At 73.6% G+C, this 21976-nt stretch carries 21 protein-coding genes; 11 read left to right on the top strand and 10 right to left on the bottom strand.

What is annotated here, in order from left to right:
• The first annotated feature begins 51 nt into the window (after window positions 1-51).
• A complete protein-coding gene (locus tag ACIGXW_RS03715; RefSeq protein ID WP_399569402.1) occupies window positions 52-831 on the top strand; it encodes an acyltransferase in 780 nt (259 codons plus the stop codon).
• Here ACIGXW_RS03715 and ACIGXW_RS03710 read toward each other — a convergent pair.
• Window positions 794-2044: a cytochrome P450 gene (locus ACIGXW_RS03710; protein WP_399569399.1), complete on the bottom strand. Its 1251-nt coding sequence runs from the start codon at window positions 2042-2044 to the stop codon at window positions 794-796. The genes ACIGXW_RS03715 and ACIGXW_RS03710 overlap by 38 nt on opposite strands.
• Before the next feature lie 218 nt (window positions 2045-2262).
• On the opposite strand from ACIGXW_RS03710, the gene ACIGXW_RS03705 reads away from it, so the two are divergent.
• Complete coding sequence (locus tag ACIGXW_RS03705) at window positions 2263-3312, top strand: questin oxidase family protein (RefSeq protein WP_399569396.1); 1050 nt, start codon at window positions 2263-2265, stop codon at window positions 3310-3312.
• 151 nt (window positions 3313-3463) lie between these two features.
• A complete protein-coding gene (gene iscX, locus ACIGXW_RS03700; RefSeq protein WP_071966330.1) occupies window positions 3464-3676 on the top strand; it encodes a Fe-S cluster assembly protein IscX in 213 nt (70 codons plus the stop codon).
• A gap of 16 nt (window positions 3677-3692) precedes the next feature.
• Here the strand turns inward: iscX and ACIGXW_RS03695 are convergent, their stop codons facing one another.
• The gene (locus ACIGXW_RS03695; protein WP_399569394.1) at window positions 3693-4997 is read right to left on the bottom strand and encodes a flavin monoamine oxidase family protein; all 1305 of its coding nucleotides are present in this window, start codon (window positions 4995-4997) and stop codon (window positions 3693-3695) included.
• Between the two features lie 5 nt (window positions 4998-5002).
• Window positions 5003-5977, bottom strand: a complete 975-nt coding sequence (locus ACIGXW_RS03690; RefSeq protein WP_071966328.1) for a helix-turn-helix domain-containing protein — start codon at window positions 5975-5977, stop codon at window positions 5003-5005.
• Between the two features lie 119 nt (window positions 5978-6096).
• On the opposite strand from ACIGXW_RS03690, the gene ACIGXW_RS03685 reads away from it, so the two are divergent.
• Both ACIGXW_RS03685 and ACIGXW_RS03680 read left to right on the top strand, forming a co-directional pair.
• Window positions 6097-6417, top strand: a complete 321-nt coding sequence (locus ACIGXW_RS03685) for a putative quinol monooxygenase (protein WP_399569392.1) — start codon at window positions 6097-6099, stop codon at window positions 6415-6417.
• Window positions 6418-6679: 262 nt separating this feature from the next.
• On the top strand, window positions 6680-7660 hold the full coding sequence (locus ACIGXW_RS03680) for a trypsin-like serine peptidase (protein WP_399569390.1): 981 nt from the start codon (window positions 6680-6682) through the stop codon (window positions 7658-7660).
• A 60-nt stretch (window positions 7661-7720) separates the two neighbouring features.
• On the opposite strand, the gene ACIGXW_RS03675 is transcribed toward ACIGXW_RS03680, so the two are convergent.
• The 3 genes from ACIGXW_RS03675 to ACIGXW_RS03665 all read right to left on the bottom strand — a co-directional run bounded on the left by ACIGXW_RS03675 (window position 7721) and on the right by ACIGXW_RS03665 (window position 11408).
• The gene (locus ACIGXW_RS03675; protein WP_071966324.1) at window positions 7721-8179 is read right to left on the bottom strand and encodes a (2Fe-2S)-binding protein; all 459 of its coding nucleotides are present in this window, start codon (window positions 8177-8179) and stop codon (window positions 7721-7723) included.
• Window positions 8180-8194: 15 nt separating this feature from the next.
• The gene (locus ACIGXW_RS03670; protein WP_399569388.1) at window positions 8195-10396 is read right to left on the bottom strand and encodes a molybdopterin cofactor-binding domain-containing protein; all 2202 of its coding nucleotides are present in this window, start codon (window positions 10394-10396) and stop codon (window positions 8195-8197) included.
• Window positions 10397-10532: 136 nt separating this feature from the next.
• Window positions 10533-11408 carry a hypothetical protein gene (locus ACIGXW_RS03665; RefSeq protein ID WP_399569386.1) on the bottom strand — a complete coding sequence of 292 codons (876 nt, stop codon included), beginning with the start codon at window positions 11406-11408 and terminating at the stop codon, window positions 10533-10535.
• A 108-nt stretch (window positions 11409-11516) separates the two neighbouring features.
• On the opposite strand from ACIGXW_RS03665, the gene ACIGXW_RS03660 reads away from it, so the two are divergent.
• The 4 genes from ACIGXW_RS03660 (at window position 11517) to ACIGXW_RS03645 (ending at window position 14639) form a co-directional block, all read left to right on the top strand.
• A complete protein-coding gene (locus ACIGXW_RS03660; RefSeq protein ID WP_071966321.1) occupies window positions 11517-12050 on the top strand; it encodes a TerD family protein in 534 nt (177 codons plus the stop codon).
• Window positions 12051-12145: 95 nt separating this feature from the next.
• On the top strand, window positions 12146-12301 hold the full coding sequence (locus ACIGXW_RS03655; protein WP_071966550.1) for a DUF5670 family protein: 156 nt from the start codon (window positions 12146-12148) through the stop codon (window positions 12299-12301).
• Window positions 12295-12948 carry a UdgX family uracil-DNA binding protein gene (locus ACIGXW_RS03650; RefSeq protein ID WP_399569384.1) on the top strand — a complete coding sequence of 218 codons (654 nt, stop codon included), beginning with the start codon at window positions 12295-12297 and terminating at the stop codon, window positions 12946-12948. Before ACIGXW_RS03655 ends, ACIGXW_RS03650 begins: the two co-directional genes overlap by 7 nt.
• Window positions 12949-13091: 143 nt before the next feature.
• Window positions 13092-14639, top strand: coding sequence for an AMP-binding protein (locus ACIGXW_RS03645; protein WP_399569382.1), 1548 nt, complete (start codon window positions 13092-13094; stop codon window positions 14637-14639).
• 35 nt (window positions 14640-14674) lie between these two features.
• Here the strand turns inward: ACIGXW_RS03645 and ACIGXW_RS03640 are convergent, their stop codons facing one another.
• Entirely contained in the window at window positions 14675-16345 is a 1671-nt protein-coding gene (locus ACIGXW_RS03640) for a bifunctional 3'-5' exonuclease/DNA polymerase (protein WP_399569380.1), read from the bottom strand.
• 70 nt (window positions 16346-16415) lie between these two features.
• Window positions 16416-16787: a VOC family protein gene (locus tag ACIGXW_RS03635; protein ID WP_399569378.1), complete on the bottom strand. Its 372-nt coding sequence runs from the start codon at window positions 16785-16787 to the stop codon at window positions 16416-16418.
• A 108-nt stretch (window positions 16788-16895) separates the two neighbouring features.
• Here ACIGXW_RS03635 and ACIGXW_RS03630 point away from each other — a divergent pair, with 108 nt between their 5' ends.
• On the top strand, window positions 16896-17645 hold the full coding sequence (locus ACIGXW_RS03630; RefSeq protein WP_071966317.1) for an SDR family oxidoreductase: 750 nt from the start codon (window positions 16896-16898) through the stop codon (window positions 17643-17645).
• A gap of 331 nt (window positions 17646-17976) precedes the next feature.
• Here ACIGXW_RS03630 and ACIGXW_RS03625 read toward each other — a convergent pair whose 3' ends face one another.
• Window positions 17977-19539, bottom strand: a complete 1563-nt coding sequence (locus ACIGXW_RS03625) for an alpha/beta hydrolase (RefSeq protein WP_399569374.1) — start codon at window positions 19537-19539, stop codon at window positions 17977-17979.
• A 340-nt stretch (window positions 19540-19879) separates the two neighbouring features.
• Here ACIGXW_RS03625 and ACIGXW_RS03620 point away from each other — a divergent pair, with 340 nt between their 5' ends.
• A complete protein-coding gene (locus ACIGXW_RS03620) occupies window positions 19880-20908 on the top strand; it encodes an RICIN domain-containing protein (protein WP_399569372.1) in 1029 nt (342 codons plus the stop codon).
• A 20-nt stretch (window positions 20909-20928) separates the two neighbouring features.
• Here ACIGXW_RS03620 and ACIGXW_RS03615 read toward each other — a convergent pair whose 3' ends face one another.
• The gene (locus ACIGXW_RS03615) at window positions 20929-21873 is read right to left on the bottom strand and encodes a DMT family transporter (RefSeq protein ID WP_399569369.1); all 945 of its coding nucleotides are present in this window, start codon (window positions 21871-21873) and stop codon (window positions 20929-20931) included.
• Window positions 21874-21976: the final 103 nt, after the last annotated feature.

Genomic DNA, 21976 nt, shown 5'->3' with positions numbered 1-21976 from the left:
ATCACAGCCCGGGCGAGGGGCGGCCGGGGGTGCGCTGAGTACCGTGAGGGGGTGCCGACGCAGCAGAACCTGTTCTCATCCCTCACGGCCTGGCGGCGGCGTGCCGTCTCACGGGCCGTGCACCGCGGGGCGCACTGGGTGCGGGAGGCCGGTGCGGTGACCGCCGGGCGCCCCGGCCCGTACCGCTTCCGCCGCCTCGGCGCCGGCACCCGCCTCGCCTTCCCCCAGGGCACGGTCTTCGGCGAGCCGTGGATCGAGCTGGGCGAGCACTGCATCATCGCCCGGGACGTGACGCTCACCGCCGGGATGATGCCCGACCTCGACCTCGGGCCGGATCCGCTCCTGCGGCTGGGCAACGGCGTCGTCCTCGGCCGGGGCAGCCATGTGATCGCGGACGCGCCGCTGACGATCGGCGACGACTGCTTCTTCGGCCCGGGCGTCTATGTGACGACCACGAACCACAGCTACGACGACCCCGACGTGCCCATAGGCAAGCAGTGGCCGCGCAGCGAGCCGGTGGAGATCGGCCCCGGGAGCTGGATCGGCACGGGAGCGGTGATCCTGCCCGGCGCCCGGCTGGGCCGCAACGTGGTGGTCGCGGCGGGGGCGGTCGTACGGGGCGAGGTCCCCGACCACGCCGTGGTCGCCGGCGCGCCCGCCAGGATCGTGCGCACCTGGGACCGGGAGGCGGGCTGGCAGCCGCCCCTGCGCACTCCGCCGCCGGTGCCGGTCCCCGAGGGCGTCACCGCCGAGGAGCTGGTGGCCCTGGCGCGGTGGCAGCAGGCCCCGCCCGTCACCACGCCACGGGAAGCGACTCCGGACCCCGGTTGATGGAGCCGCGCCGCCAGCGCATGTCCTCCTCCCCGACCGCCAGCCGCAGGCCGGGGAAGCGCTCCAGCAGGGTGGAGAGCATCACCTCCGCCTCCATCCTGGTCAGCAGCGCGCCCACGCAGTAGTGCGCGCCGTGGCCGAAGGAGAGGTTGGGCGCCTCGTCCCGGCCCAGGTCGAGCCGGTCGGGGTCCTTGAAGACGGAGGAGTCCCGGTTGGCGGCCAGGTAGGAGACGTACACCACCTCGCCGCTGCGGATCGTCTTCCCGGCGATGTCCAGGTCCTGGGTGGCGACGCGGGGCAGGCCGACGCCGTTGCGGTGCGGGATGTAGCGCAGCAGCTCCTCCACGGCCTGCGGCAGCAGCGCCGGCTCGGCGCGCAGCCGGGCCAGCTGGTCGGGGTGGGTCAGCAGCGCGTAGACCATGTTGGAGACCTGGTTGCGCACCGCGTCCATGCCGTTGAGGACGAGCATGACGGCCAGCGAGATCAGTTCGGGGAGGCTGAGCTCCCCCTCGCCGTGGGCCGCGACCAGGGCGCTGAACAGGTCGTCGCCGGGGTGATCGGCCCGGTGCCGGGCCAGCTCGCGGAAGTAGCCGGCGATCTCGCGCTTGACCGCGTCGGACTCCTCCTGCGAGTGGTTGCTGGAGAGGATGACGCCCCGCCAGCCCTGCAGCACGCCGACGTCGTCGGCGGGCACCCCCAGCAGATCGCCGATCAACTGGGCGGGCAGTGGGCTGGTCAGACACTCGGTCAGGTCGGCGGGCGGGCCCTGCCGCGCCATCCGTTCGGTCATCTCGTCCGCGAGCTCCTGGGCCCGTGCGCGCAGCGCCGCCACCCGCTTGCGCCCGAAGGTCTGCGCCACCAGCCGCCGCAGCCGCGTGTGGTCGGGCGGGTCGGTGCGCCCGATGCCGCCGGCCGGCGCCACCACGTGCGGGGTCATGCTGGTGACGGGGCGGTCGACGGTCAGGGCACGGCTGAGGGAGGGCTCCGAGGCGACCGTCTTGACGTCCTCGTACCGCGTCACCAGCCAGGCCTCGCCCTCGCCGTAGCGCAGGCGGATCCGGGCGACCGGCTCCTCGCGCAGCAGGCGGTGCAGGAGCGGGTCGAAGTTCAGGGCGGGCAGGTGATCCACCGCCCACTCGTGCACCCGTTCGCCGTCCGGCCCTGCGGGACAGGAGTCCTCGGCCGGTGAGGGGTTCGCGGAAGATGTGGTCATGCCATCGCTCCCTGTCTCATGCCGGAAACGGCCGGAACGGCACAGCGGACCAGCCCCGCATACTGGCTATTCCCGTTCAACCGGGTCACATTCGCCGGTACCGGTAATACACCCACATGTGTGAGCCCCTCAGGGGCAGCGCACACCCCGCCGTACGACCTCCGGAGTAGGGCCCAGGACCGTTACGCCCCGGCAGGACGGCGATCTAGCCTCGGCGCATGGACACGACGAGCGGAACACTCGACGAAGCTCTGCACCGGCTGCACGGCCGCGGCCCCGAATTCAGGGAATACCTCAGCAACCACGGCCCGATGGCCGTCGAGGCACTGATCCACCGGGGCCGGGCGGGCGCCGTCCACCGCTGGCTCGACACCTACGAGACCAGGCTCGAGGAGGTCCCCCCGCCGCGGACGCGGATCACCGAGGCGAACTGGCACGAGGCGCTCGGGGACACCGCGCGGGTCACCGACTGGACCGCCTACTTCTCCCGGCTGACAGGCCGGCAGCCCTGGCGCGAGGTCCTCGCCCAGTGGTGGCCTCGGCTCCTGCCGGGCATCGCCGGCGCCGCCACCCACCCCGCCATCCGCGTGGGCCACGCCGTACGCGCCCTGACCACCGACGGCGAGGACGCCGCGCGCCTGTCGGAACTGGCCCACGCCCTGGGCTACTGGGCCGCCCGCCACACCCTCCTGCCGTTCTCCCTCACCCCGTCCGGCCGGGCCGAGACCGCCGACGCCCTGGCCGCCCTCCCCCGCATCGCCGAACGCGACGTCACCCCCCTGCGCGGCTACGCCCAGTTGTCCGGCACCCCCGGCTGGCTGGAGACCACCGGCTCACTGGGCGTACCGCAGGACCCCGAGGCCGCCCGCGAGCGCCTGGGCGAGCTAGTCCGGGCCGCCACCCTCAACTACGCCGCCTACGGCCACGGGGACGGCGTCATGCTGGTGCACGCCGCCACGGCCCCCAACGCGGTGCTGCGCACCCTGCCCGCCCTGCCCCGGGAGTTGTGGGCGCCCTCGCTCGCGGTGGCGTGGACGGCGACCGCGGCCATCACCTCCATCTACGCGGCCGACACGCCGCTGCCCCCGCCGGACGCCTCGTCGGTCACCGCCGAGGAGGTGTTCGAACTGGCCGCGGACCACGGCGACGCGCACGTGATCAAGTTCGCGGACACCGCCCTGGACGTGGCCGCCGCCTCCGAGGACGGCGACGACCGTGCCCTGGCGGCCGCCCTGAACGCCGTCCGTCTGATCGGCTCCGGGGACTGAGAATCGAACGGGGCCCGACAGCGTGCGCGGCGCCCTGGACGGGGGTCAGGGCGCCGCGCGCACCGCAAGGAATCGGCCGGTATCGGCGACGGGGGCCATGGGATGAACGGCGGCTCTGGACCCCATGGACCGGTTCGGACACACTCGGCCCATGCGATGGACCGACATCGAGCAGATCGCGGCCGATCTGGCCGCGCAGTACCCTGCCGCCAAGCCCCTCACCGTCGACTTCACGGAGATCCGTGACCGGGCCGCCGCGCTGAGCGCCTTCAGCGACGACCCCGCCCGCTGCAACCTGCGCATCCTGGAGTCGATTCAGCTGGCGTGGCTCGACAGACTCGACGGGATCGGCAGAACGGACTGACGCGGCCGGCCCGGGTCTACGAGCCGAGAATGCGGCGGGCCTCGCGCAGGCCCGACAGCAGGGCGCCGTGGACGGTGCTGCAGTAGTCGCCGGTGGTGGCCTCCCCCGCGAAGTACAGGCGGTCGCCCACGGGTGCGGCCAGGGCGTCGTGGTCGCCGGGCCGGGAGCCGGTGGCGGGGAAGGAGTACGCACCGCGGGCCCAGGGATCGGCGGCCCAGCGGGTCAGGCGGTGCGCGAGGGGGTCGGGCACGCGGTCGCCGTAGATCCCGCGCAGGACCGCCATGGCCTCGCGGACGGTCGCGGCGTCGTCCAGCCCCTCCAGCCGGCGGGCGACGGGGCCGCCGTTGAGGGCGGCCAGCACCGGGGCGCCCACGAGGTGACGGAGGTTGTACCAGTTGGCGAAGGCGCCGTGCGGGGTGCCCTCCTGGCGGATGACCTCCTTGTCGTCCCAGAAGACGTCCGGGAACCGCAGGTAGAGCTTGTCGTACACGCCCATGCCCAGGCGTTCGACCGCGCCCCGCTTGGCCCCGGGGAGCTCGGGCGTGAAGGCGACGTCGCCGGCCTTGAGCACCCCGAGGGGCAGGGTGAGCAGGACGCGGCCGGCGGTGAAGGCGCCCTGGCCGTCGGTGCGCACGGTGACCTTCCCGCTGTCGCCGCCGTGCTCGACGTGCGTGACCCTGTGGCCGAGCCGCACGTCCAGCCCCCGGGCGAGGTGGTCGGCCAGTCGGCCGTAGCCGTCGGGGAAGACGACCTCGTCGCCCTCGAACCCCTCACCGGAGACCATGCCCTGCAGCGAGATCTCCTCGATGCCGGCACCCCAGTCGTCCTCCACCATGCGGCTGTGCGCCGCGAAGGCGCGCCGGGCGCGGTCGGCGGTCAGGCCGCCGGCGTTCAGCACGCTGCGCAGCGCCGTCGCCGCGGATTCGTCCGCGCCCGCCCGCCCCGCACGCTCGAACAGTCGCTCGCCCGCCGCTTCCTGGTCGGCTTCGCGCTCCTCCGTCTCGTAGCGGGTCAGGCGGCGGCCGTCGGCGGCGTAGACGACCGTTCCGGTGCGGTTGCCGTAGTCGAGGGTGCCGGCGTTGTACACGAGCGTGGCGGCCCCGGCCTCCTCGGCCAGGTCAGTGACCGGATTGCCCTTGACGCCGTGGATCCAGGACGCGCCCAGATCGATGCGGATGCCCTCCCACTCCTCGGTCCACAGGCGGCCGCCGAGGCGGTCCCGGGCCTCCAGCACGGTCACCTCGTGGCCGGCCCGGTGCAGTTCACGGGCGGCGTACAGCCCGGCCATGCCCGCCCCGACGATCAGGGTCCTCCTCTCCACCGGCGTCACGTCCGGCCGAGGGCCTGGCGGCGCAGCCGGCCGGGCGTGGTGTCCAGGCGCTCGCGCAGCAGCGTGGTGAGCGTGGTGGCGTTCTCGTAGCCCACACGCCGGGCCACGGCGTCCGTCGGCAGGTCCGTGGTGCGCAGCAGGTGTGCCGCCTGTTCCAGGCGGATGCGCTGGGCGAAGCGCAGGGGGGAGATGCCGAGGACGCGGTCCACGGCGCGCTGCAGGGTGCGTTCGCTCGTGCCCTGGGCGCGGGCGGCGTCGGCGATGCGCAGGGGCTGGTCGAGGTGGTCGCGGACCCAGCGTTCGAACGCGCTGACGGCCGGGTCGGTGCGGGCGAGGTGGCTGGGGACGGCGTAACTCGCCTGGGTGGGGCGGGTGTCGATGAGCAGGTAGCGGGCGGTGAGGTCGGCGAGGGCGGGGCTGGACTCCCGCACCAGGGACAGGGCCAGGTCCAGGTGGGCCATGGCGGCTCCGGCGGTGGTGACGCCGGGGGCGTGGGTGAGCATGTGTGTCTCGTCCAGGGCGACCTGGGGGTAGCGCAGCCGGAACGGGGGCGCCAGCCACCAGCTCGTGGTGGCCGGCAGCCCGTCCAGGACGCCGGTCTCGGCGAGCAGGAACGTTCCGGTACAGGCGGCGGCCAGGGGGACCCCGTCGGCGCGGGCCTGGCGCACCACGTCCTGCACGGGCTTGCGTTCGGGCGAGCCGACCCACTGCAGGAGGGGTTCGGGCCGCTTGTGGCCGACGCCGGGGACGACGAGCAGATCGGGGGCCGGGGCCGCCTCGGGCGCGACGGCCGCGACGACGTGCCCGGCGGCCGTGCGCACCGGTCCGTGCGGGCTGACGCAGCTCACCTGCCACGCCGGCGGGGGCTGCGATAGCTCCTCGCGCAGCTCGTTGGCGGTCTGCAGGACGTCGAGCACCGAGGCCAGCCCGGAGTCGAAGGTGCCGTCCACGACCAGCACAGAGATCTTCATGTCGGAAACGGTAAGCGATCTGTCGCATCCGCCACTGGGGGGCTCCTGCAGGTGGTTCATAGATTGATCACACCCGATCGACGGAGAAACCCGATCGGCGAACGAAGGAGATCACCCGAATGACCACCACGCCCTCGACCACCGTCGGCCTGCTCGCCCGCATCGAAGCCCGTCCGGAGCACGTCCGGGAGGTGCGGGAGCTGCTGACCGGCGCCCTCGCCCTCGCCGAGGAGGAGGCGGGCACCACGGTCTGGTTCGCGCTGAACCTGGGGCCGACGACCTTCGGCATCTTCGACGCGTTCGGCAGCGACGACGACCGCCGGGCCCACCTGGAAGGGAAGATCGCCGCCGCGCTCATGGCGCAGGCGCCGCGACTGCTGACGCAGGCTCCGGACATCCGCCCGGTGGACGTCCTCGCCGCCAAGCTCCCCACGGCGTGACGAAAAGCCGCTGCGGTGTCCCTTGGCCCCACCCCTGACCCCGGGGCACCGCAGCGGCGCCCTCCTGGCGCATACGGGTCCGTGGCGCAACCCCGCTCTTGACGCGCCCCTGTCAATATGTCGCTTCCCGTGGCACTCTGCCCCACGCACCGTCAATCCGCTCCACTCGTCTGCCCGGACCGCCGACCGAGCGGCCCGGCCCCCACACGGCCCGCGCGGGCCTTTCCGGGTCCCGTGCGCGGCCACGGCAGAAGGAGTACGCGTGAGACGTCCCCGCCGTACGACCACCGGCATCCTGCTGACCGCCGGAACGCTGGCCCTGACGGGCGTTCAGGCCACCGTCACCGGCGCCGCCGCGGCCCCCGCGCCGCCGGCCGTGCACACCGCGGCGGCATCGGCCGCGGCGCAGCAGAAGGCCGCCGCCTTCTGGACCCCCGAACGCATGCGCACGGCCGCCCCGCTCGACCTCCCGGCCCCCGACGCCGGCGCCCTTCCCGGCCCCCGGCCCGGTGCGCGGGAGACCACGGTCGCGCCCACCGCCCCCTCGGCGGACACCAGGTCCTTCCCCCAGGCCGGCGGCCCGTGGACCGGCGGCGGCGCCGTCACCCGGACCTCCGGCCGGGTGTTCTTCACCATGGACAACCGCACCGCTTCCTGCTCGGGCGACGCCGTCACCAGCAAGAACGGCAGCACGGTGCTCACCGCCGGGCACTGCGTCAAGTACAAGGGCAACTGGCACACCAACTGGGTGTTCGTCCCCGGCTACCACGACGGCCAGAAGCCCCACGGCACCTGGGCCGCCACCAAGACGATGGCGACCGCCCAGTGGTCCTCCGGCGAGGAGATGAACTTCGACGTCGGGGCCGCGGTCGTCGGCCCCCTGGACGGCAAGAGGCTCACCGACGTCGTGGGCGCACAGGGCCTGCAGTTCAACGGCGGCTACAACAAGGCCATGTACGCCTTCGGGTTCCCCGCCGCCAGCCCGTACGACGGCACCAAGCTCATCCACTGCAGCGGGACGTCCTCCAAGGACTTCCTCCTCACCAAGGACCACGGCCTGGGCTGCAACATGACCGGCGGCTCGAGCGGCGGCCCCTGGTTCACCTCCTTCGACGAGGCCACCGGCACCGGGCTGCAGGCCTCGGTGAACAGCTTCGGCTACACCTTCCTGCCGAACAGGATGTTCGGCCCGTACTTCGGCGACGAGGCCAAGAGCCTGTACGAGCAGGCGCAGTCGGCCTGAGACGGCCGCGTACCCGCACCGCCGGCGCATCGGCGGTGCGGGTCGGCCGGACCGGGCGGGTCAGGCCATCTTCGCCGCCGCGCTGCGGATCGCCTCGCGGATACGGAAGTACGTACCGCACCGGCAGACGTTGGCGATCGCGTCGATGTCGGCGTCCGTCGGGTTCTTCGTCCGTTTGAGCAGGGCCACGGCGGCCATGATCTGTCCCGGCTGGCAGAAGCCGCACTGGGCCACGTCCTGTTCCAGCCAGGCCTCCTGGACGGGGTGCAGCCGGTCGCCGTCGGCCAGGCCCTCGATGGTGGTGACCTCACGGCCGGCGGCTTCGGAGACGGGCACGACGCACGGCCGGACCGCTTCCCCGTCCAGGTGGCTGGTGCAGGCCTTGCAGACGTCGACGCCGCAGCCGTACTTGGGGCCGCGGATGCCGAGCAGGTCGCGCAGGGCCCACAGCAGGGGCAGGTCGCCGGGGGCGTCGACGGTGACGGGCTTGCCGTTGACGGTGAAGGTGTGGGACGGCACGGCGAGGCTCCTGGGCTAGCGGGGGTAGGGGGTGAAGTCGACGTCGAAGGTGACGGGGAAGCTCCGGGGCCGGGTCCCGGTGGCGCGGGCGTAGGCGTTGGCGATGGCGCCGACCGCGGCCGGGACGCCGAGTTCGCCCGCACCGCCCGGCTTACCTGTGGCGGGAAGGACGAAGATCCGCACCTCGGGCGGAGAGTCCTTCTGGCGGGCGTAGTGGAACTGCGAGTAGCTGCCCTCCAACGGGAGCCCCCGGTCGATGTGGAGTCCTGCCGTCAGCGTCGTGGAGATGGCGTCCGTCAGCCCGCCGAGCAGCTGCGCCTCGAGCCCGCGGGGGTTGACCGGACGGCCGACGTCGGCCACGATCACGGCCTTGGTGACCCTCGGCTTCTTCGGGTCCCGCGCGTCGATCTCGACCAGGCAGGCCGTGCGGGACTTGTACTCCTCGTGGAAGCCGATGCCTTGCGCGCACCCGGCGGGCATCGGCCGGCCCCACCGCCCCTCCTCCGCCGCCTTGTCGAGGACGGCCCGCTGTGCGGGGTTCTTCAGGGATGCCCGGCGGAAGGCCACCGGGTCCTTGCCCAGGGCGGCGGCGAGCTCGTCGACGACGACCTCCTCGGCCCCGCGCGTGTTGGCGGAGTACACCGACCGCCAGGACGCGGTGGGCATCTTCAGCGGGACCTCGGTCAGGGTGTGCGTGGTGAGGCCGAAGTGGTACGGGGTCTTGACGGTGGTGTGGAAGAGGACCTGTGCGAAGCCCGCGTTGACCAGGCCGCCGGGCAGCTTCGTCGCGGTCGCGGTGATGATCTCGCCGAGGCCGTGCCGGAAGTCGGTCTCGACGGCGGCCACCCGGTGCTCGAAGCCGATCACCCGGCCCAGCGCGTAGGTGGCGCGCAGCCGGTGGTGGGTGGCCGGCCGCATCCTGCCGTGCCGCATGTCGTCGATCCGCGACCACATCAGCCGCACGGGCCGCCCGCAGGCCCGGGAGACCCGGGCGGCCTCCAGCGCCGCGTCGAAGAACAGCCTCCGGCCGAACGAGCCGCCCGCCTGCACCACATGGACGGTGACCTTGTCCACGGGAAGGCCGAGCTCCGCGGCGATCGTCTGCTGGGCGACGATCGGTGACTTCAGCGCGGACCAGACGGTCGCCCGGTCGGGCCGTACGTCGGCGACGGCCGAGTTGGTCTCCAGCGGGGCGTGGCTGACGAACGCGAACGCGAACTCCGCGTCCAGCTGCCCGCCCGGCACCGGCGGCAGCGCGGGACGGGCGGCCGCCGCCCGGAGCCTGGCCCGGATGTCCTCGTCGCCGAGGCCGTCGATCGTCCCGGCGCCCCAGCTCACGTCGAGGGCGTTCTTCGCGTCGAGGGCCTGGCCGAAGGTCTCGGCCACGACCGCCACGCCGGTGGGGATCACGACGACGTCCAGCACGCCGGGCATCCGCAGGACGGCGGCCTTGTTGTTCACCGTCCGCACCGTGCCGCCCAGCGTCGGCGGCCGGCGCACCATGCACGGCTTGGCGCCGGGCACGTCGAGGTCCAGGGTGTACTGCTGCGCCCCCGTCACCATGGCCCGGGCGTCGATGCGGGAGGCGGGGGTGCCCACGAGGGTGTGTGCGGACTCCGGCTTCGGCGTGGCGGCCACCGGGCCGAGCCCGGGCGCCGCGGCGGCCGCCGCCAGCGACCCGTACGAGGCCGTCCGCCCGTCCGGTGCCACGACGCTGCCGTCGCGCGTCCGCAGTCCGCCCGCGTCCGTGCCCCACTGCCGCGCCGCCGCCCGCACCAGCCGTGCCCGGGCGGCGGCAGCGGTGTGACGGACCGGGTCGTACAGCGACCGGATCGAGTTGGAGCTGCCGGTGAACTGTCCGAACAGCAACTCGGGCCGGGCGTCCTCCAGCTGCACCCTCACCTGTCCGAGCGGTACGTCCAGCTCCTCGGCGACCAGCATCGCCACCGCCGTCGTCAGGCCCTGCCCCACTTCCTCCCTCGGCAGCCGGAAGGAGACCGCCCCGTCCTCACCGACCCGCAGCACCAGCATGTGGGCCGTGGGCGCTCCGGCGAGCGTCAGCAGGTCGCCGAGGTCGACGAGGTCGGCGACCTCGGGCAGGCCGGGCGCCGCCGCGTGCGCGGCCGGTCCGGCTCCGTCCAGGCCGATCCGCGTGGCCACCGCCAGCGTCGGCGCCGCGACGAGGTAGGTGAGAAAGCCGCGCCTGCTGTGCTTCATGAGTCTCCGTTCGCGCACCCGCCGCCCCCGTCGGTCTGCTCCGTAGATCATTACCGAGGGGTAATCAGTGGGCAAGGGGCACGGCACGACTGCCGCGGTGCGGCCGGGCTCCGGAACGTCCGGCCGCTCCCGCCCGTCAGCAAGTGGGCGCGTCCGGAGGCCGGTTGCCGGGGGTGCGGACGGCGCCGGGGACGTGCAGCCGGCGGGTGAGGAGGTCCAGGTCGGAGCGGGCCTTGTCGTAGGGGGTGCCCTGCGGATGGAGGGTGAGGACGGCGACGACGGCGCGGTCGTCCGCGCCGACGGTGCCGGTGGTGTGCAGCGCCTCGCGGGCGAGGTCCACGCCGTCGGCCGCGGCCACCCGTGGGCGGCCGGCGTCGGCACTGCCTGGGGAAGGGAAGCCGGACCAGCCCTGTTTGACGGCCCGGGGGCGCTCGAAGGCGGCCGCTATGCCGAAGCCCTGGTCGAATCCGTCCGTGCCGCGGCGGGTCGCGGCGCGCAGGTTGTCCATGATGACGTCGCGGACGGGCACCGGTGCCGCCTCGAGGACATGGCGGTAGATCCGCACCGTGTCGGCGGCCGACAGGCTCGTGTAGCCCCAGTACCCGGGGTACCGCGACGGCGGCGGGGCGGTGTCGGCCAGCCCCAGCCGGGCCGTCATCCGCTCGATGATCGAGCTCTCGCCGTTGTGCGTCCAGAAGTGGCTGGCCGCGTCGTCGTCGCTGCTGCGCAGCATGGCGTCGAGCCGCTCCCGGTCGTCGGCGGCAACGGGCTCGGCGGGCTCCCGCGGCCACAGGTGGTCGAGGGCTATCAGCAGCTTGACCACCGAGGCCGAGCGGAACCGCACCCGGCTGTTGAACCGCTCGGTGAAGGCGCCGGTCTGCCGGTCGTACACCGCGATGCCCGCGGTGACCCCGGCCGGTACGAGACGGATCTGCAACGCTCTCTCCTCCCGGAAGGAGTCCTGCTCGGCCGCGGCCAGGGACTCCCTCGGATAGTGGAGCGCCGGCGGCACGTGGTCATCAGCCTTCGGCCAGCGTCGAAACCGCCCGTCGGAACAACCGCCGCGATGCGATGGCCGTGGCACCATGGGTGGCCGGTGTGCACAGGAAAGGGGAGCCTGGTGAGCGGTCTGAACAAGGGGATCAGCAAGGTCGAAGTGGCGCTCAAGTGGGATCCGAGTCCCGCCGGGACGCCCGCTCACGACCTCGACATCATCGCCGCCACCTACGTCGCCGGAGCGGCGGACGGCGCGCCCGCCTACCTCGTGCACTTCGACAGCCGCTCCCCCGACGGGACGATCACCCTGAACAGGGACAGCCGCACCGGTCAGGGGCTGGGCTACGACGAGGTCATGACCCTCGAACTCGACCGGCTGGCGCCCGCGTACGTCCGCGTCGTCATCGGCGTGGCCGTCCAGCAGGGCGGCGGCAGGCTGGCGTTCGGCGACATCGCGAACACCGGCGTCCGGATCACCGAGGGCTATGACGAGCTGGCGCGGGACGACTTCTCCGGCGTCGCCGGTGCGACGGCCGCGACCGTCGCGGAGTTCGTCCGGGACGGCTCCGGCGCCTGGACGTTCCACGGCGGGGTCCGTGGATTCGACACCGACCCGGTGACCTTCGCCGCCGTCATGGGCCGGGCTTCGGATTCCTGAACGGCCGGTGCCGGTGCGCCGGGCGCTGTGGGGGGTGACACTGGAGGTGAGGCACGCTGCCCCCGCGCGGGCAGTGGATTAAGGAGGTGTTCTCCGTGCTTCCACTCCTTCTCGTCCTGCTCCTCGTGCTCATCCTCTTCGGCGCAGGATTCGCCCTGAAGGTGCTGTGGTGGATCGCGATCATCCTGCTGATCCTGTGGCTGCTCGGATTCGTCATGCGCTCCGGCGGAGGCCGCTGGTACCGGTGGTAGCCGAGCAGTACGACGCGACGCCGTACGTCCCCGAGCGCGGCGGACTCCAGGCGCTGCGGGAGGGTGCGGCGGGCTGCGAGGGCTGCCCGCTGTACCGCGCGGCCACCCAGACCGTCTTCGGCGACGGCAGGGCGTCGGCGCGCGTCGTGCTCGTGGGCGAGCAGCCGGGCGATCAGGAGGACCGGCAGGGGCGGCCGTTCGTCGGCCCGGCCGGTGGCGTGCTGACGCGGGCGCTGGACGAGGCCGGCATCGACCCGGCCGGGGCGTACGTGACCAACGCCGTCAAGCACTTCAAGTTCGAGCAGGCCGCCCGGGGCAAGCGGCGCATCCACAAGGCGCCCAGCCTGCGGGAGGTCGGCGCGTGCAGGCCCTGGCTGGCGGCGGAGCTGCGGGTGATCGACCCCGAGGTGGTGGTGGCGCTCGGCGCCACGGCGGGGAAGTCGCTGCTCGGGTCGTCGTTCCGGGTCGGCGAGCAGCGGGGGGTGGCCGTGCCGATGCCCTCGCTCGACGGGGACGGCGGCGGCCACGGCATGCTGGTGCCGACCATTCATCCCTCCGCCGTACTGCGTGCCGACGATGCCGAACGGGCCGCCGCGTACGCGGGACTGGTGTCCGACCTCAAGGTGGCGGCGCGGCTCCTGAAGTGAGCTCCGGCCGGCGCGGACTCACGTCCGTTGCCGGCCAAAGCCGTCGGCGTGGCCGGAGAAGGCGCGTTGATCCCATAGGTGCCCTCTACATATGATTGCCCGAGGTAACCATAGGGCCGTCGCGCCCCGCCAGGAGGATGCACATGCACGCCGCCCCGCACACCTTCCGCACCTACGTCGAGGACATCCTCGACGCCCTGGGGACCGCCCCGGAGCGCGAGGTGTTAGTCCACCACGAACGGCGCGTCACCGCAGGCGAGTTCCGCTCGCTCGTCTACCGGATGGCGCGGGCGCTGAGCTCCCTGGGGCTCGGCCGCGAACAGACCGTCACGCTGCTGAGCGGCAATCTGCCGGAGACCATCGCCGCCCGCTACGCGGCCAACCTCATCGGCTGCCGCGTCAACCACCTCTACAACAAGCTGTCGGCCGAAGCGCAGGCCGCCATCGTCCGCGACGTCGAGACGCGTGCCCTGATCGTCGACCCGGGCCTGTACGAGCGCGCCGCCGAGGTCACCGCGCAGGCCCCGGTGGACGCCCTCCTCGTCCTGGGCCCCGCCAAGACCGGCAGCGACCTGCTGGAGCTGGCCGCAGACCGGTCCGCCGAGCCCCTGCCGGGCGCGGCGCGGCCGCAGGACGTGTGCAGCATCCGCCACACCGGCGGTACCACCGGCCACCCGAAGGGGATATGCACCTCCTTCGAGCAGGTCAGCGGCATCAGCCTGGGCGATCCGGACCCGCAGGCGCAGCCCCACGAGCGCCGCCAGCTGGTGTGCACCACGCTCGCCCACATCGCCGGCATGTTCGCCGACGTCACCCTCCGGGCGGGCGGCGCCGTGGTGCTGCTGGAGGACTTCGAGCCCGCCGCCGTGCTCGCCGCCATCGAGCGCGAGCGCATCACCGACACCTTCCTCCTGCCGCCCCTGCTGTACCGGCTCCTGGACCACCCCGACGCCGCGAGCACCGACACCTCCAGCCTGCGCTGCCTGATGTACGGGGGCTGCCAGGCGTCCCCGGCCCGCATCGCCGACGCGGTGCGCCGGCTGGGGCCCGTGCTGGTGCAGTTCTACGGGCAGAGCGAGGTGGGCGGCATCAGCGTGCTGTCGGCCGATCAGCACGACCCGCGGCGGCTGGACCGCCTGCGCTCGGCGGGCCAGGTGCTGCCGGGCGTCGAGGTGGCCGTCCGCGACGAGGAGGGCCGGGACGTGGCCACCGGCGAGCACGGCGAGATCTGCGTCCGCTCGGCGCTGCTCATGCAGGGCTACTGGAAGCAGCCCGAGCTGACCGCGCAGGTGCTGCGGGACGGCTGGCTGCACACGGGCGACATCGGGTACCTGGACGACGAGGGCTTCCTGACGGTCGTCGACCGGCTCAAGGACATGATCATCGTGGTGGGCGGCCACGTCTACACCTCCGAGCTGGAGGACCTGCTCAACTCGCACCCGGACGTCCTGCAGAGCGCCGTCTTCGGCGTCCGGGACGCCGACCGCATGGAACAGGTCCACGCGGTCGTCGTGGCCCGGGCCGGCAGCGGTGTGGACGAGCAGGCGCTGCGCGCGCTGGTGCGCAAGGAGCGGGGCGCGATGTACGAGCCCGTGCGCATCACCTTCGCCGAGGCGCTGCCGCTGACGGAGGCCGGCAAGCCGGACAAGAACCTGCTGCGCCGGGGCGCGGAGCCGGTCGCGGCCGCCTGAGCCCGGCCGCGCCGGCGCCGACCCCGGGCGAATCGTTACGCCTTCGCTTCCGCGTAGCACTTCACCACGGCCGTGGTGAACGGGAACCGCACGGGGGTGTCGCCGAAGGCGATGCGCCCGGCGCGGTCCCCCGCCGTGCGAATGGCCTCCACGACCTGGGGCGCCTCCTCCTCGGGGCAGTGGACGATCACCTCGTCGTGCTGGAAGAACACCAGTTCGGCGTCGAGGCCGGCGATCGCCTGGCGCAGCGAGGCGAGCACGATCAGCGCCCAGTCGGCGGCGCTGCCCTGGATGACGAAGTTGCGCGTGAACCGTCCCCGCGCCCGCGCGCTCGCCGTGCTGCCCCAGGGGGCCGGCTCCTCCTGGGGCAGGCCCGCCTCGTCGTCGACGGCGGTGGACGAGGGCGGGCAGGTGCGGCCGAGCCAGGTCCGTACGAGCCGGCCCTCCTCCCCCGCGCGGGCCGCGTCGTCGACGTAGGCGATCGCCCTGGGGAAGCGGCGGCGCAGATCCGCCATGTGCTTGAGGCCGTCGCCCGAGGTCTGGCCGTAGATCGCCCCGAGCATGGCGAGTTTGGCCCGGTCGCGGTCGCCGGAGAAGACGCGCTCGGCCAGATCGCCGTACAGGTCGCGGCCGCTGCCGGCGACGTCCATCAGCCCCGGGTCGCGGGAGACGGCGGCCAGCACGCGCGGCTCCATCTGGTCGGCGTCCGCGACGACCAGGCACCAGCCCGGGTCGGCGACGACCGCGCGCCGGATCACGCGGGGGATCTGCAGGGCCCCGCCGCCGTTGGTGGTCCACCGGCCCGTCACCGTACCGCCGGGCAGATACTCGGGCCGGAAGCGGCCGTCGCGCACCCAGGACTGCAGCCAGGCCCAGCCGTGGGCGGTGTGCAGGCGGTAGAGCTTCTTGTACTCCAGCAGCGCCGGCACGGCGGGGTGGTCGAGCTCCTTGAGCTCCCAGGCGCGCGTGGAGGACAGGGCGATGCCCTCGCGCGCGAAGGCCCGGACGATGTCGGCGGGGAGGTCGGGCCGTACGCGCACGCCCTCGCCGAACGCCCGTGACGCCTCGTCGGCCAGCTCGGCCAGGCGTCGGGTCTCCTGGCCGCCCGGATAGCGCTCCCCCAGCAGCTCGTCCAGCAACCGCCGGTGCACGTCGGCGCGCCAGGGGACGCCGGAGCGTCCCATCTCGGCCGCGACGAGCATCCCCGCCGACTCGGCGGCGGTCAGCAGCCGCATCCGGCCGGGGTGCTCCGCGCTCCGCGTGCGGGCCAGCTGGGCCGCGTGGACCTCGACGAGGGCCTCCAGCGCGTCGGTGCCGGGCGGCAGCGGCACCGGGCCGGGCTCGAACAGCGAGGGCTGGGCGTCGGCCGTGCGCACCGGCGGGTCCGCCGGCACGGGCAGCCCGCGCAGCCGTGCCCACGCGGCCGCGAGCGAGCGGGGCTGGCCGGACTGGCCCTGTTCATGGCCGATGAGCAGCGCCTCGGCGGCCTCCACGTCGTAGCACCGCTCGACGCGCACGCCGGCGTCGAGCAGCCGTCCGTAGACCGGGGCCGTGGACCGCCAGACCCATCGCCCGGCCTCGGGCCGGGCCCGCACCGCGGCGGCCAGGGACGGCTCGGTCACGGCCGGTCCGGCCGCCCGCCCCTGCTCGTCCAGCGGGCACAGGCGCACGCTCCCGTCACCCGTCTCGGCCACTGCCCATCTCATGACAGGAGTCTCCCAGCAGGGTCTGACAATCGCCCCTGACCTGGTGTTCCGTGCCGGGAGGACGGTGGCGTCACCTCTCCTGCAGCACGGAGATGACGTTCCCGGCGGGGTCGGTGAACCAGGCGATGTAGGGGCCGCCGCCGCGGAAGATGCCCTTGTCGTCCGCTTCCAGGCCGGGGTAGCGCTCGAAGGTCACCCCGCGCCGGCCCAGTTCGTCGACGGCCGCCTCGATGTCGTCCACGGGGAAGTTGAGGATCGTGAACGACGCCGGGGTGTGGTCGGCCTTCGGATAGATCAGCACGTCGGCTCCGCTGCCCAGGCGCAGGGTCAGCAAGCCGTATTTCTCGGACACCTCCAGCCCCAATGTTTCCCCGTAAAAGCGCTTGGCCTCGTCGATGTCGTCCACGGAGAAGCCGCTGAAGGCCTTGGTGTTCTTGAACATGAAACCCTTCCTTCCCGAACGCGCGCGGCACTACCTCAGCCGCGCGAGTGAACGCCTCCCGTGCGTGTCGGCACCGCCCCGCGGGCCGTCGGCCTGTAGGCAAGGGGCATGTTGCTCGAGAACAAGGTCGCCGTGGTCTACGGAGCGGGAGGCCGCGTCGGCGGCGCCGTGGCCCGTGCGTTCGCCGCCGAGGGGGCCGCCGTCTTCCTGGCCGGACGCACCCACGCCAAGCTCGACAGGGTCGCCGACGACATCCGTTCCTCCGGCGGCCTGGCCGAGACGGCCCGCATCGACGCGCTCGACGAGCAGGCCGTCGACGAGTTCGTCGACGCGGTGGCCGAACAGACCGGGCGCGTCGACATCTCGTTCAATCTCATCTCCTACGGCGACGTCCAGGAACCGCTGGCCACCATCTCGGCCGAGGACTTCAGCCGGCCGATCGAGCACGCGGTGCGGACGCAGTTCCTGACGACCAGGGCGGCCGCGCGGCACATGGTCAAGCGGTCGTCGGGGGTGATCCTGGCGTTCGGCGGCTCGGGGCCGGAGGCCGTGCCGGGGCTGGGCGGGTTCGTGGTCGCCCTGGACGCCGTCGAGGGGCTGCGCCGGCAGTGGGCCTGCGAGCTCGGGCCGCACGGCATCCGCTTCGTGACGCTCAAGACGGGCGGCATCCCCGAGAGCCTGCCCGAGGACTTCCCCGGACGCGCGGAGATCGTCGCCGGGATCGAGGAGGCGGCCATGCTCCACCGTGCGGCGACTCTGGCCGACGTGGGCAACGTGGCGGTGTTCGCCGCCTCGGACCTGGCCGGGAGCATGACCGCCGCGACGGTGAACATCTCCTGCGGGGCGCTCGTCGACTAGTCGGCGCCGCCCGGCCGCAGGGCGTTGTCGACCAGCCGGAGGGCGGCCCTGGCCTGGGCCGGGCAAGTGGGTATACGCGGCCCAGGGCACCGGCCGGCCGGTGCTCACGTCTGCCGCCCCGGCGCGTGCGGTGGTGCGCCCCTGCGCGGTCTGCACTTCGGCCACGACGCCGGTGACACCGGTCGCGCGGATCGCGTCCACGTCGCGCTGCAGCCGGTCGTCGTGGGAGGGCGCGGCGGTCGTGGCCGCGGCGGCGGGGCCGTTGTCGTGAGGAGGGCCGCGGCGGCGGCAGCGAGGCCGGTCCGCCTGGTGATCGTCGGTCCGGCGGCGCTCATCGGGCGGCCTCGGTGCGGGGGCAGGTGAGGTCCTGGGCGGGGAGGGTTCCGGTGCGCAGGTAGTCGTTGACGGCCCGGTCCGCGCAGGGGACGGGCCGGTGGCCGTCGAGGGCGCGTCCGTAGACGCCGTGGGAGCGGATGTCCGCCGTGATGAGGCGCGAGCCGGTGAGCTTGCGGTGCAGGGCGAGGGCGCCGTCGTAGGGGACGTTGTTGTCGCGGCGGGCCTGGAGCATCAGGACGGGTACGTCGTTGGCGATGGCGGTGCCCGCCTCGCGGGGCTCGCCGGGCCAGAACGCGCACGGGGCGATCATGCCGTTGGTGTAGGGGCCGAACACGGGCTGGGTGGCGCGGCTGCGTTCGCTGTTCCTCCAGTACGTCTCGGGGTCCTTGGGCCAGCCGCCCGCGGGCCAGCCGCCGTCGCCGCACATGAAGAGCGCGCCGCCCACCATGCTGTCGGCCAGGCCGGGCGAGGCGAGCAGCCGCAGCATGGCGGCGAGTTCGGGGCCGGGCGGGGCGGGCTTCCCGGCGGCGGCGTCGGCGAGGTCGCGGACGATGCCGGCCAGGGCCGGGTCGTTCTCCGCGTGCTGGACGGGCTGCTTGAGCAGCATCCGCAGCACGGGGGCGGTGAGATGGAGCCCGCCGACGGTGACGGGCTGCCGCTCGGCGTGGTCGAGCAGCCCCTGGACGGTGGCCCGTACCTGTGCGGGGGTGCGGCCGAGGCGGTAGGTGTCGTGGCGCCGGGCGGTCCACGCGGCCCATTCGTCCAGCGCTTCCTCGGCGGGCCTGCCGGAGCGCTGGAACAGTTCGTACTGCGTGGCCGACGGGTCGGTGGAGGAGTCGATGACCATGCGGTCGGTGCGGCGCGGGAACATCTGGGTGTAGACGGCGCCCAGGTCGGCGCCGTAGGAGACGCCGTAGTAGGACAGTGTGCGCTCGCCCAGTGCGGCGCGGATGACGTCCATGTCGCGGGCGACGTTGCGGGTGGAGGCGTGCGGCAGGAGCGTCGCGTTGTCGCCGTGGTCCCGGCAGCGGCGTGCAGTGTCCCGCGCGGCCCGCACGGAGGCCTCGAAGTCCTCGCGGGGGGACGTCGTCGGGCCGGGTGGTGCGGGCGGGGGCGCCGGGGCGCAGGTGACCGGGGAGCTCTCGCCGAGGAACCGGGGGTCGAAGCCGATGAGGTCGAAGTGTTCCGCCTCCCGCTGCAGCGCGGGGCGCAGGGCCAGGGTGTTGGCGAGTCCGCTGCCGCCGGGGCCGCCGGGGTTGGACAGCAGGATGCCGCGCCGGTCGGCCTTGGACGTGGCCTTGATGCGCGAGACGGCGATGCGGATCGTCCGGCCGCCGGGCGCGGAGTAGTCGAGGGGGACGGTCACCTGTGCGCACTGCGCCCCCGCGGCGTTCAGCTCCTCCTGGGCCGGCGGGCACGCTCCCCAGGTGAGGCTCTGCTGCTCGTAGGCCCGCAGCGGGCGGGGGGCCGGGGAGGGCGCGGCGGTCGCGGGGAGCGTTCCCGCCATCAGGCCGGCCAGGCTCAGGCCGAACGCGAGCGGGGGCGTGACGCCTCGCATCGTGCTCCTTCGGATCGATGGGATCAAGAAGAACGGACGGGGTCGACGTTAGGAGCGCGGGCGGCGGCGGAACATCGGGCCACCCGGTGGAAGCCCGCTGGTGCTGGCCCCAGGGCGGGCCGGGGTGCCGGGGATGCAGGGCGGATCGCGAGGGCGCACCATGGGTGACGAAGAAGGCGCCTGCGGCAGCCGCGGGGTGCGGGGAGGGCCCGGAGCCGGGAGGGCTTCCGCGGCCCCGGCACCGGATGCGTGAACTCCCGTCGCGAAGGCCCCGGCCGGCCCTGGCGCCGCGTCAGCCGAGCTTCCCTGCAACTCCCCCAGTCACGAGGTGGGCAGACTCATGGTCGAAACGAACCGGCGTTCCGGGGTATCGAGGTCGCGCCGCACGGCGCTCGCCGCCGCACGGGCCCGTCGACGCGCCAGGCCGGCCCTCGCCGTTGCCGGGCTCCTGGTGACCGCGGCCCTCGGCACCACCGACGCGAGGGCGGCGACCGCGGGCACGGAGGTGGCCGCGGGCGAGGTCGAAGGGGTGGCCGCCGCGCCGGAGTCCATGCCTCCGTTCGGCCCGGACACATGTGTCCAGGGGCGGGTCTGGCGTGAGGCGAAGCCGAACGACCACGTCTGTGTGCCCGTCGCGACGCGCACGCAGACACGCGAGGAGAACAGCAGGGCCCCGGGCCTGGTCGACCCCGACCCGGGCGGTCCGTTCGGCGTGGACAGGTGCAAGTCGGGCTTCGTGTGGCGTGAGGCGATACCGGGCGACCATGTCTGCGTCGTGCCCCCGGTGCGGGGTCAGGCGCGGCGGGACACGGAGCAGGCGCCGATGCACTGGGTGGCCACGTTCGACCGTCATATCGCGGGCAACTTCGTGCCCCATCCGTTCGCGATGCCGGACCAGTGGTACCACCTGAACAGTTCGTTCACGACGTTCGCTTCGGGGGGACCGCTGATCGCCGACGTCCTCGGCGCGAGTACCGCGGACGGCGCCCAGCTCATCCTGTGGACCAGCAACGGTGGCCATTGGCAGGACTTCCAGTTCCGGCGGGCGGGCGGCAAGCTCGCCTTCCAGAACACCTTCGAGATCGTGATACGCCATACGGGCAAGTGCCTGGACGTCACGGGCTTCAGCAAGGACAACGGCGCCCGGGTGATCCAGTGGCCGTGTCACGGCGGCGACAACCAGAAGTGGTACCTCCAGCGGCGCGGCGACAACGAGTGGGAGGTCCGCTCGGTCCTCAGCGACAAGTGCCTGGACGCGCACAACCCGAACAACCCGGCGGCGACGCTGCCCCCGATCAGGACGCCTCTGCAGCAGTGGACCTGTCTCGGCGGGAAGAACCAGGCCTGGCGCCTCAAGGCCGTGGGCTGAGGCGCCCGGCAAAGGGCGTGCTACCTGCCGGATCCCGCGGTCGCGTACTCCCGCGGCTCCGTGCCGGTCCGCGGGTCCGCCGCCGGCTCGTCCGCGGGAGCGGGGGCGGCGTCCGCGGAGCACGGGCGCGGGGCGGGACGGCGGACGGCGGCTATGCCGACGCCGGCGAGCACGATCAGGCCGCCCAGGACCGCCATGGGGGCCGGCAGGGCGCCGAGGAGCACCGCGTCCAGGGCCAGGGCCGCGACGGGCACCGCGTACAGGACGAGGGAACTCGTCGAGGCGGAGGCGGCCTCCAGGACGCGGGACCAGGTGCAGAAGGCCAGGACCGTGCAGCCCAGGCCCAGCCACACCACGGCGGCGGTCTGCTGCCAGCCGGCCGCCACCAGGTGGGAGGCGGCGTCGGGGGCGAAGAACAGCAGCGGCAGGAGGCCGAACAGGCTGCCGTAGAAGATGCAGTCCATGCCGGAGTAGCGGCGCAGCAGGGGCTTTTGCAGGATGAACGACGTGGCCTGGGCGGCCGCCGCGAGCACGATCATGACCATGCCCGTCTGCGAACCGCCGCCTCCGCCGCCGGCCATGGCGACCACGAGCGCGCCGCCGAGGGCCACCAGGAGGCCGGTGACTCCCCAGGCGCCGGGACGTTCGCGCAGCACCAGCATGCCGAGGGCGGTGGCGAAGACCGGCGAGGTGGCCACGAGCATGGCGGCCGTTCCGCCCTCGACGTGCCGTTCGCCCGCGTAGAGCAGCAGCTGATAGGCGGTCATGCCGGTGAGGCCGAATCCCGCCATGCGCACGAGGTCACCCCGGCGGAGGCGGCTGATGCGCCCGGTGGCCAGGAACGGGAGCAGGAGGACGACGGCGAAGACGAGGCGCAGGACGGCCATGGCCGTCGGGGAGTAGCCCTCCAGCGCGATGCGGATCGCCGGAAAGGCCGATCCCCACAGGAGCGCGGTCGCGGCCATGAACTTCCAGGGAGTTGCCGCCCGGCGTTCGCCCATCAACGGAAACACCGCCCATCGGGTCGGGAGATCGGACTCCGTCGAAGCTACCGAGCTTTGCGCTATA

The sequence above is a fragment of the Streptomyces sp. NPDC053079 genome, from assembly GCF_044546695.1.
In the GTDB taxonomy this organism is placed as follows: domain Bacteria; phylum Actinomycetota; class Actinomycetes; order Streptomycetales; family Streptomycetaceae; genus Streptomyces.
The sequence above is the reverse complement of the archived record's forward strand: the minus strand, read 5'-3'. Positions and strand labels throughout refer to the sequence as shown.

Bases quoted from the DNA above. Each gene is read 5' to 3' on its own strand.
- ACIGXW_RS03685 (WP_399569392.1), top strand. From the start codon at position 6,097: ATGACCACCACGCCCTCGACCACCGTCGGCCTGCTCGCCCGCATCGAA.
- ACIGXW_RS03640 (WP_399569380.1), bottom strand. From the start codon at position 16,345: ATGAGATGGGCAGTGGCCGAGACGGGTGACGGGAGCGTGCGCCTGTGC.
- ACIGXW_RS03705 (WP_399569396.1), top strand. From the start codon at position 2,263: ATGGACACGACGAGCGGAACACTCGACGAAGCTCTGCACCGGCTGCAC.
- iscX (WP_071966330.1), top strand. From the start codon at position 3,464: ATGCGATGGACCGACATCGAGCAGATCGCGGCCGATCTGGCCGCGCAG.
- ACIGXW_RS03620 (WP_399569372.1), top strand. From the start codon at position 19,880: ATGGTCGAAACGAACCGGCGTTCCGGGGTATCGAGGTCGCGCCGCACG.
- ACIGXW_RS03670 (WP_399569388.1), bottom strand. From the start codon at position 10,396: ATGAAGCACAGCAGGCGCGGCTTTCTCACCTACCTCGTCGCGGCGCCG.
- ACIGXW_RS03635 (WP_399569378.1), bottom strand. From the start codon at position 16,787: ATGTTCAAGAACACCAAGGCCTTCAGCGGCTTCTCCGTGGACGACATC.
- ACIGXW_RS03645 (WP_399569382.1), top strand. From the start codon at position 13,092: ATGCACGCCGCCCCGCACACCTTCCGCACCTACGTCGAGGACATCCTC.
- ACIGXW_RS03690 (WP_071966328.1), bottom strand. From the start codon at position 5,977: ATGAAGATCTCTGTGCTGGTCGTGGACGGCACCTTCGACTCCGGGCTG.
- ACIGXW_RS03615 (WP_399569369.1), bottom strand. From the start codon at position 21,873: ATGGCCGCGACCGCGCTCCTGTGGGGATCGGCCTTTCCGGCGATCCGC.
- ACIGXW_RS03710 (WP_399569399.1), bottom strand. From the start codon at position 2,044: ATGACCACATCTTCCGCGAACCCCTCACCGGCCGAGGACTCCTGTCCC.
- ACIGXW_RS03625 (WP_399569374.1), bottom strand. From the start codon at position 19,539: ATGCGAGGCGTCACGCCCCCGCTCGCGTTCGGCCTGAGCCTGGCCGGC.
- ACIGXW_RS03630 (WP_071966317.1), top strand. From the start codon at position 16,896: ATGTTGCTCGAGAACAAGGTCGCCGTGGTCTACGGAGCGGGAGGCCGC.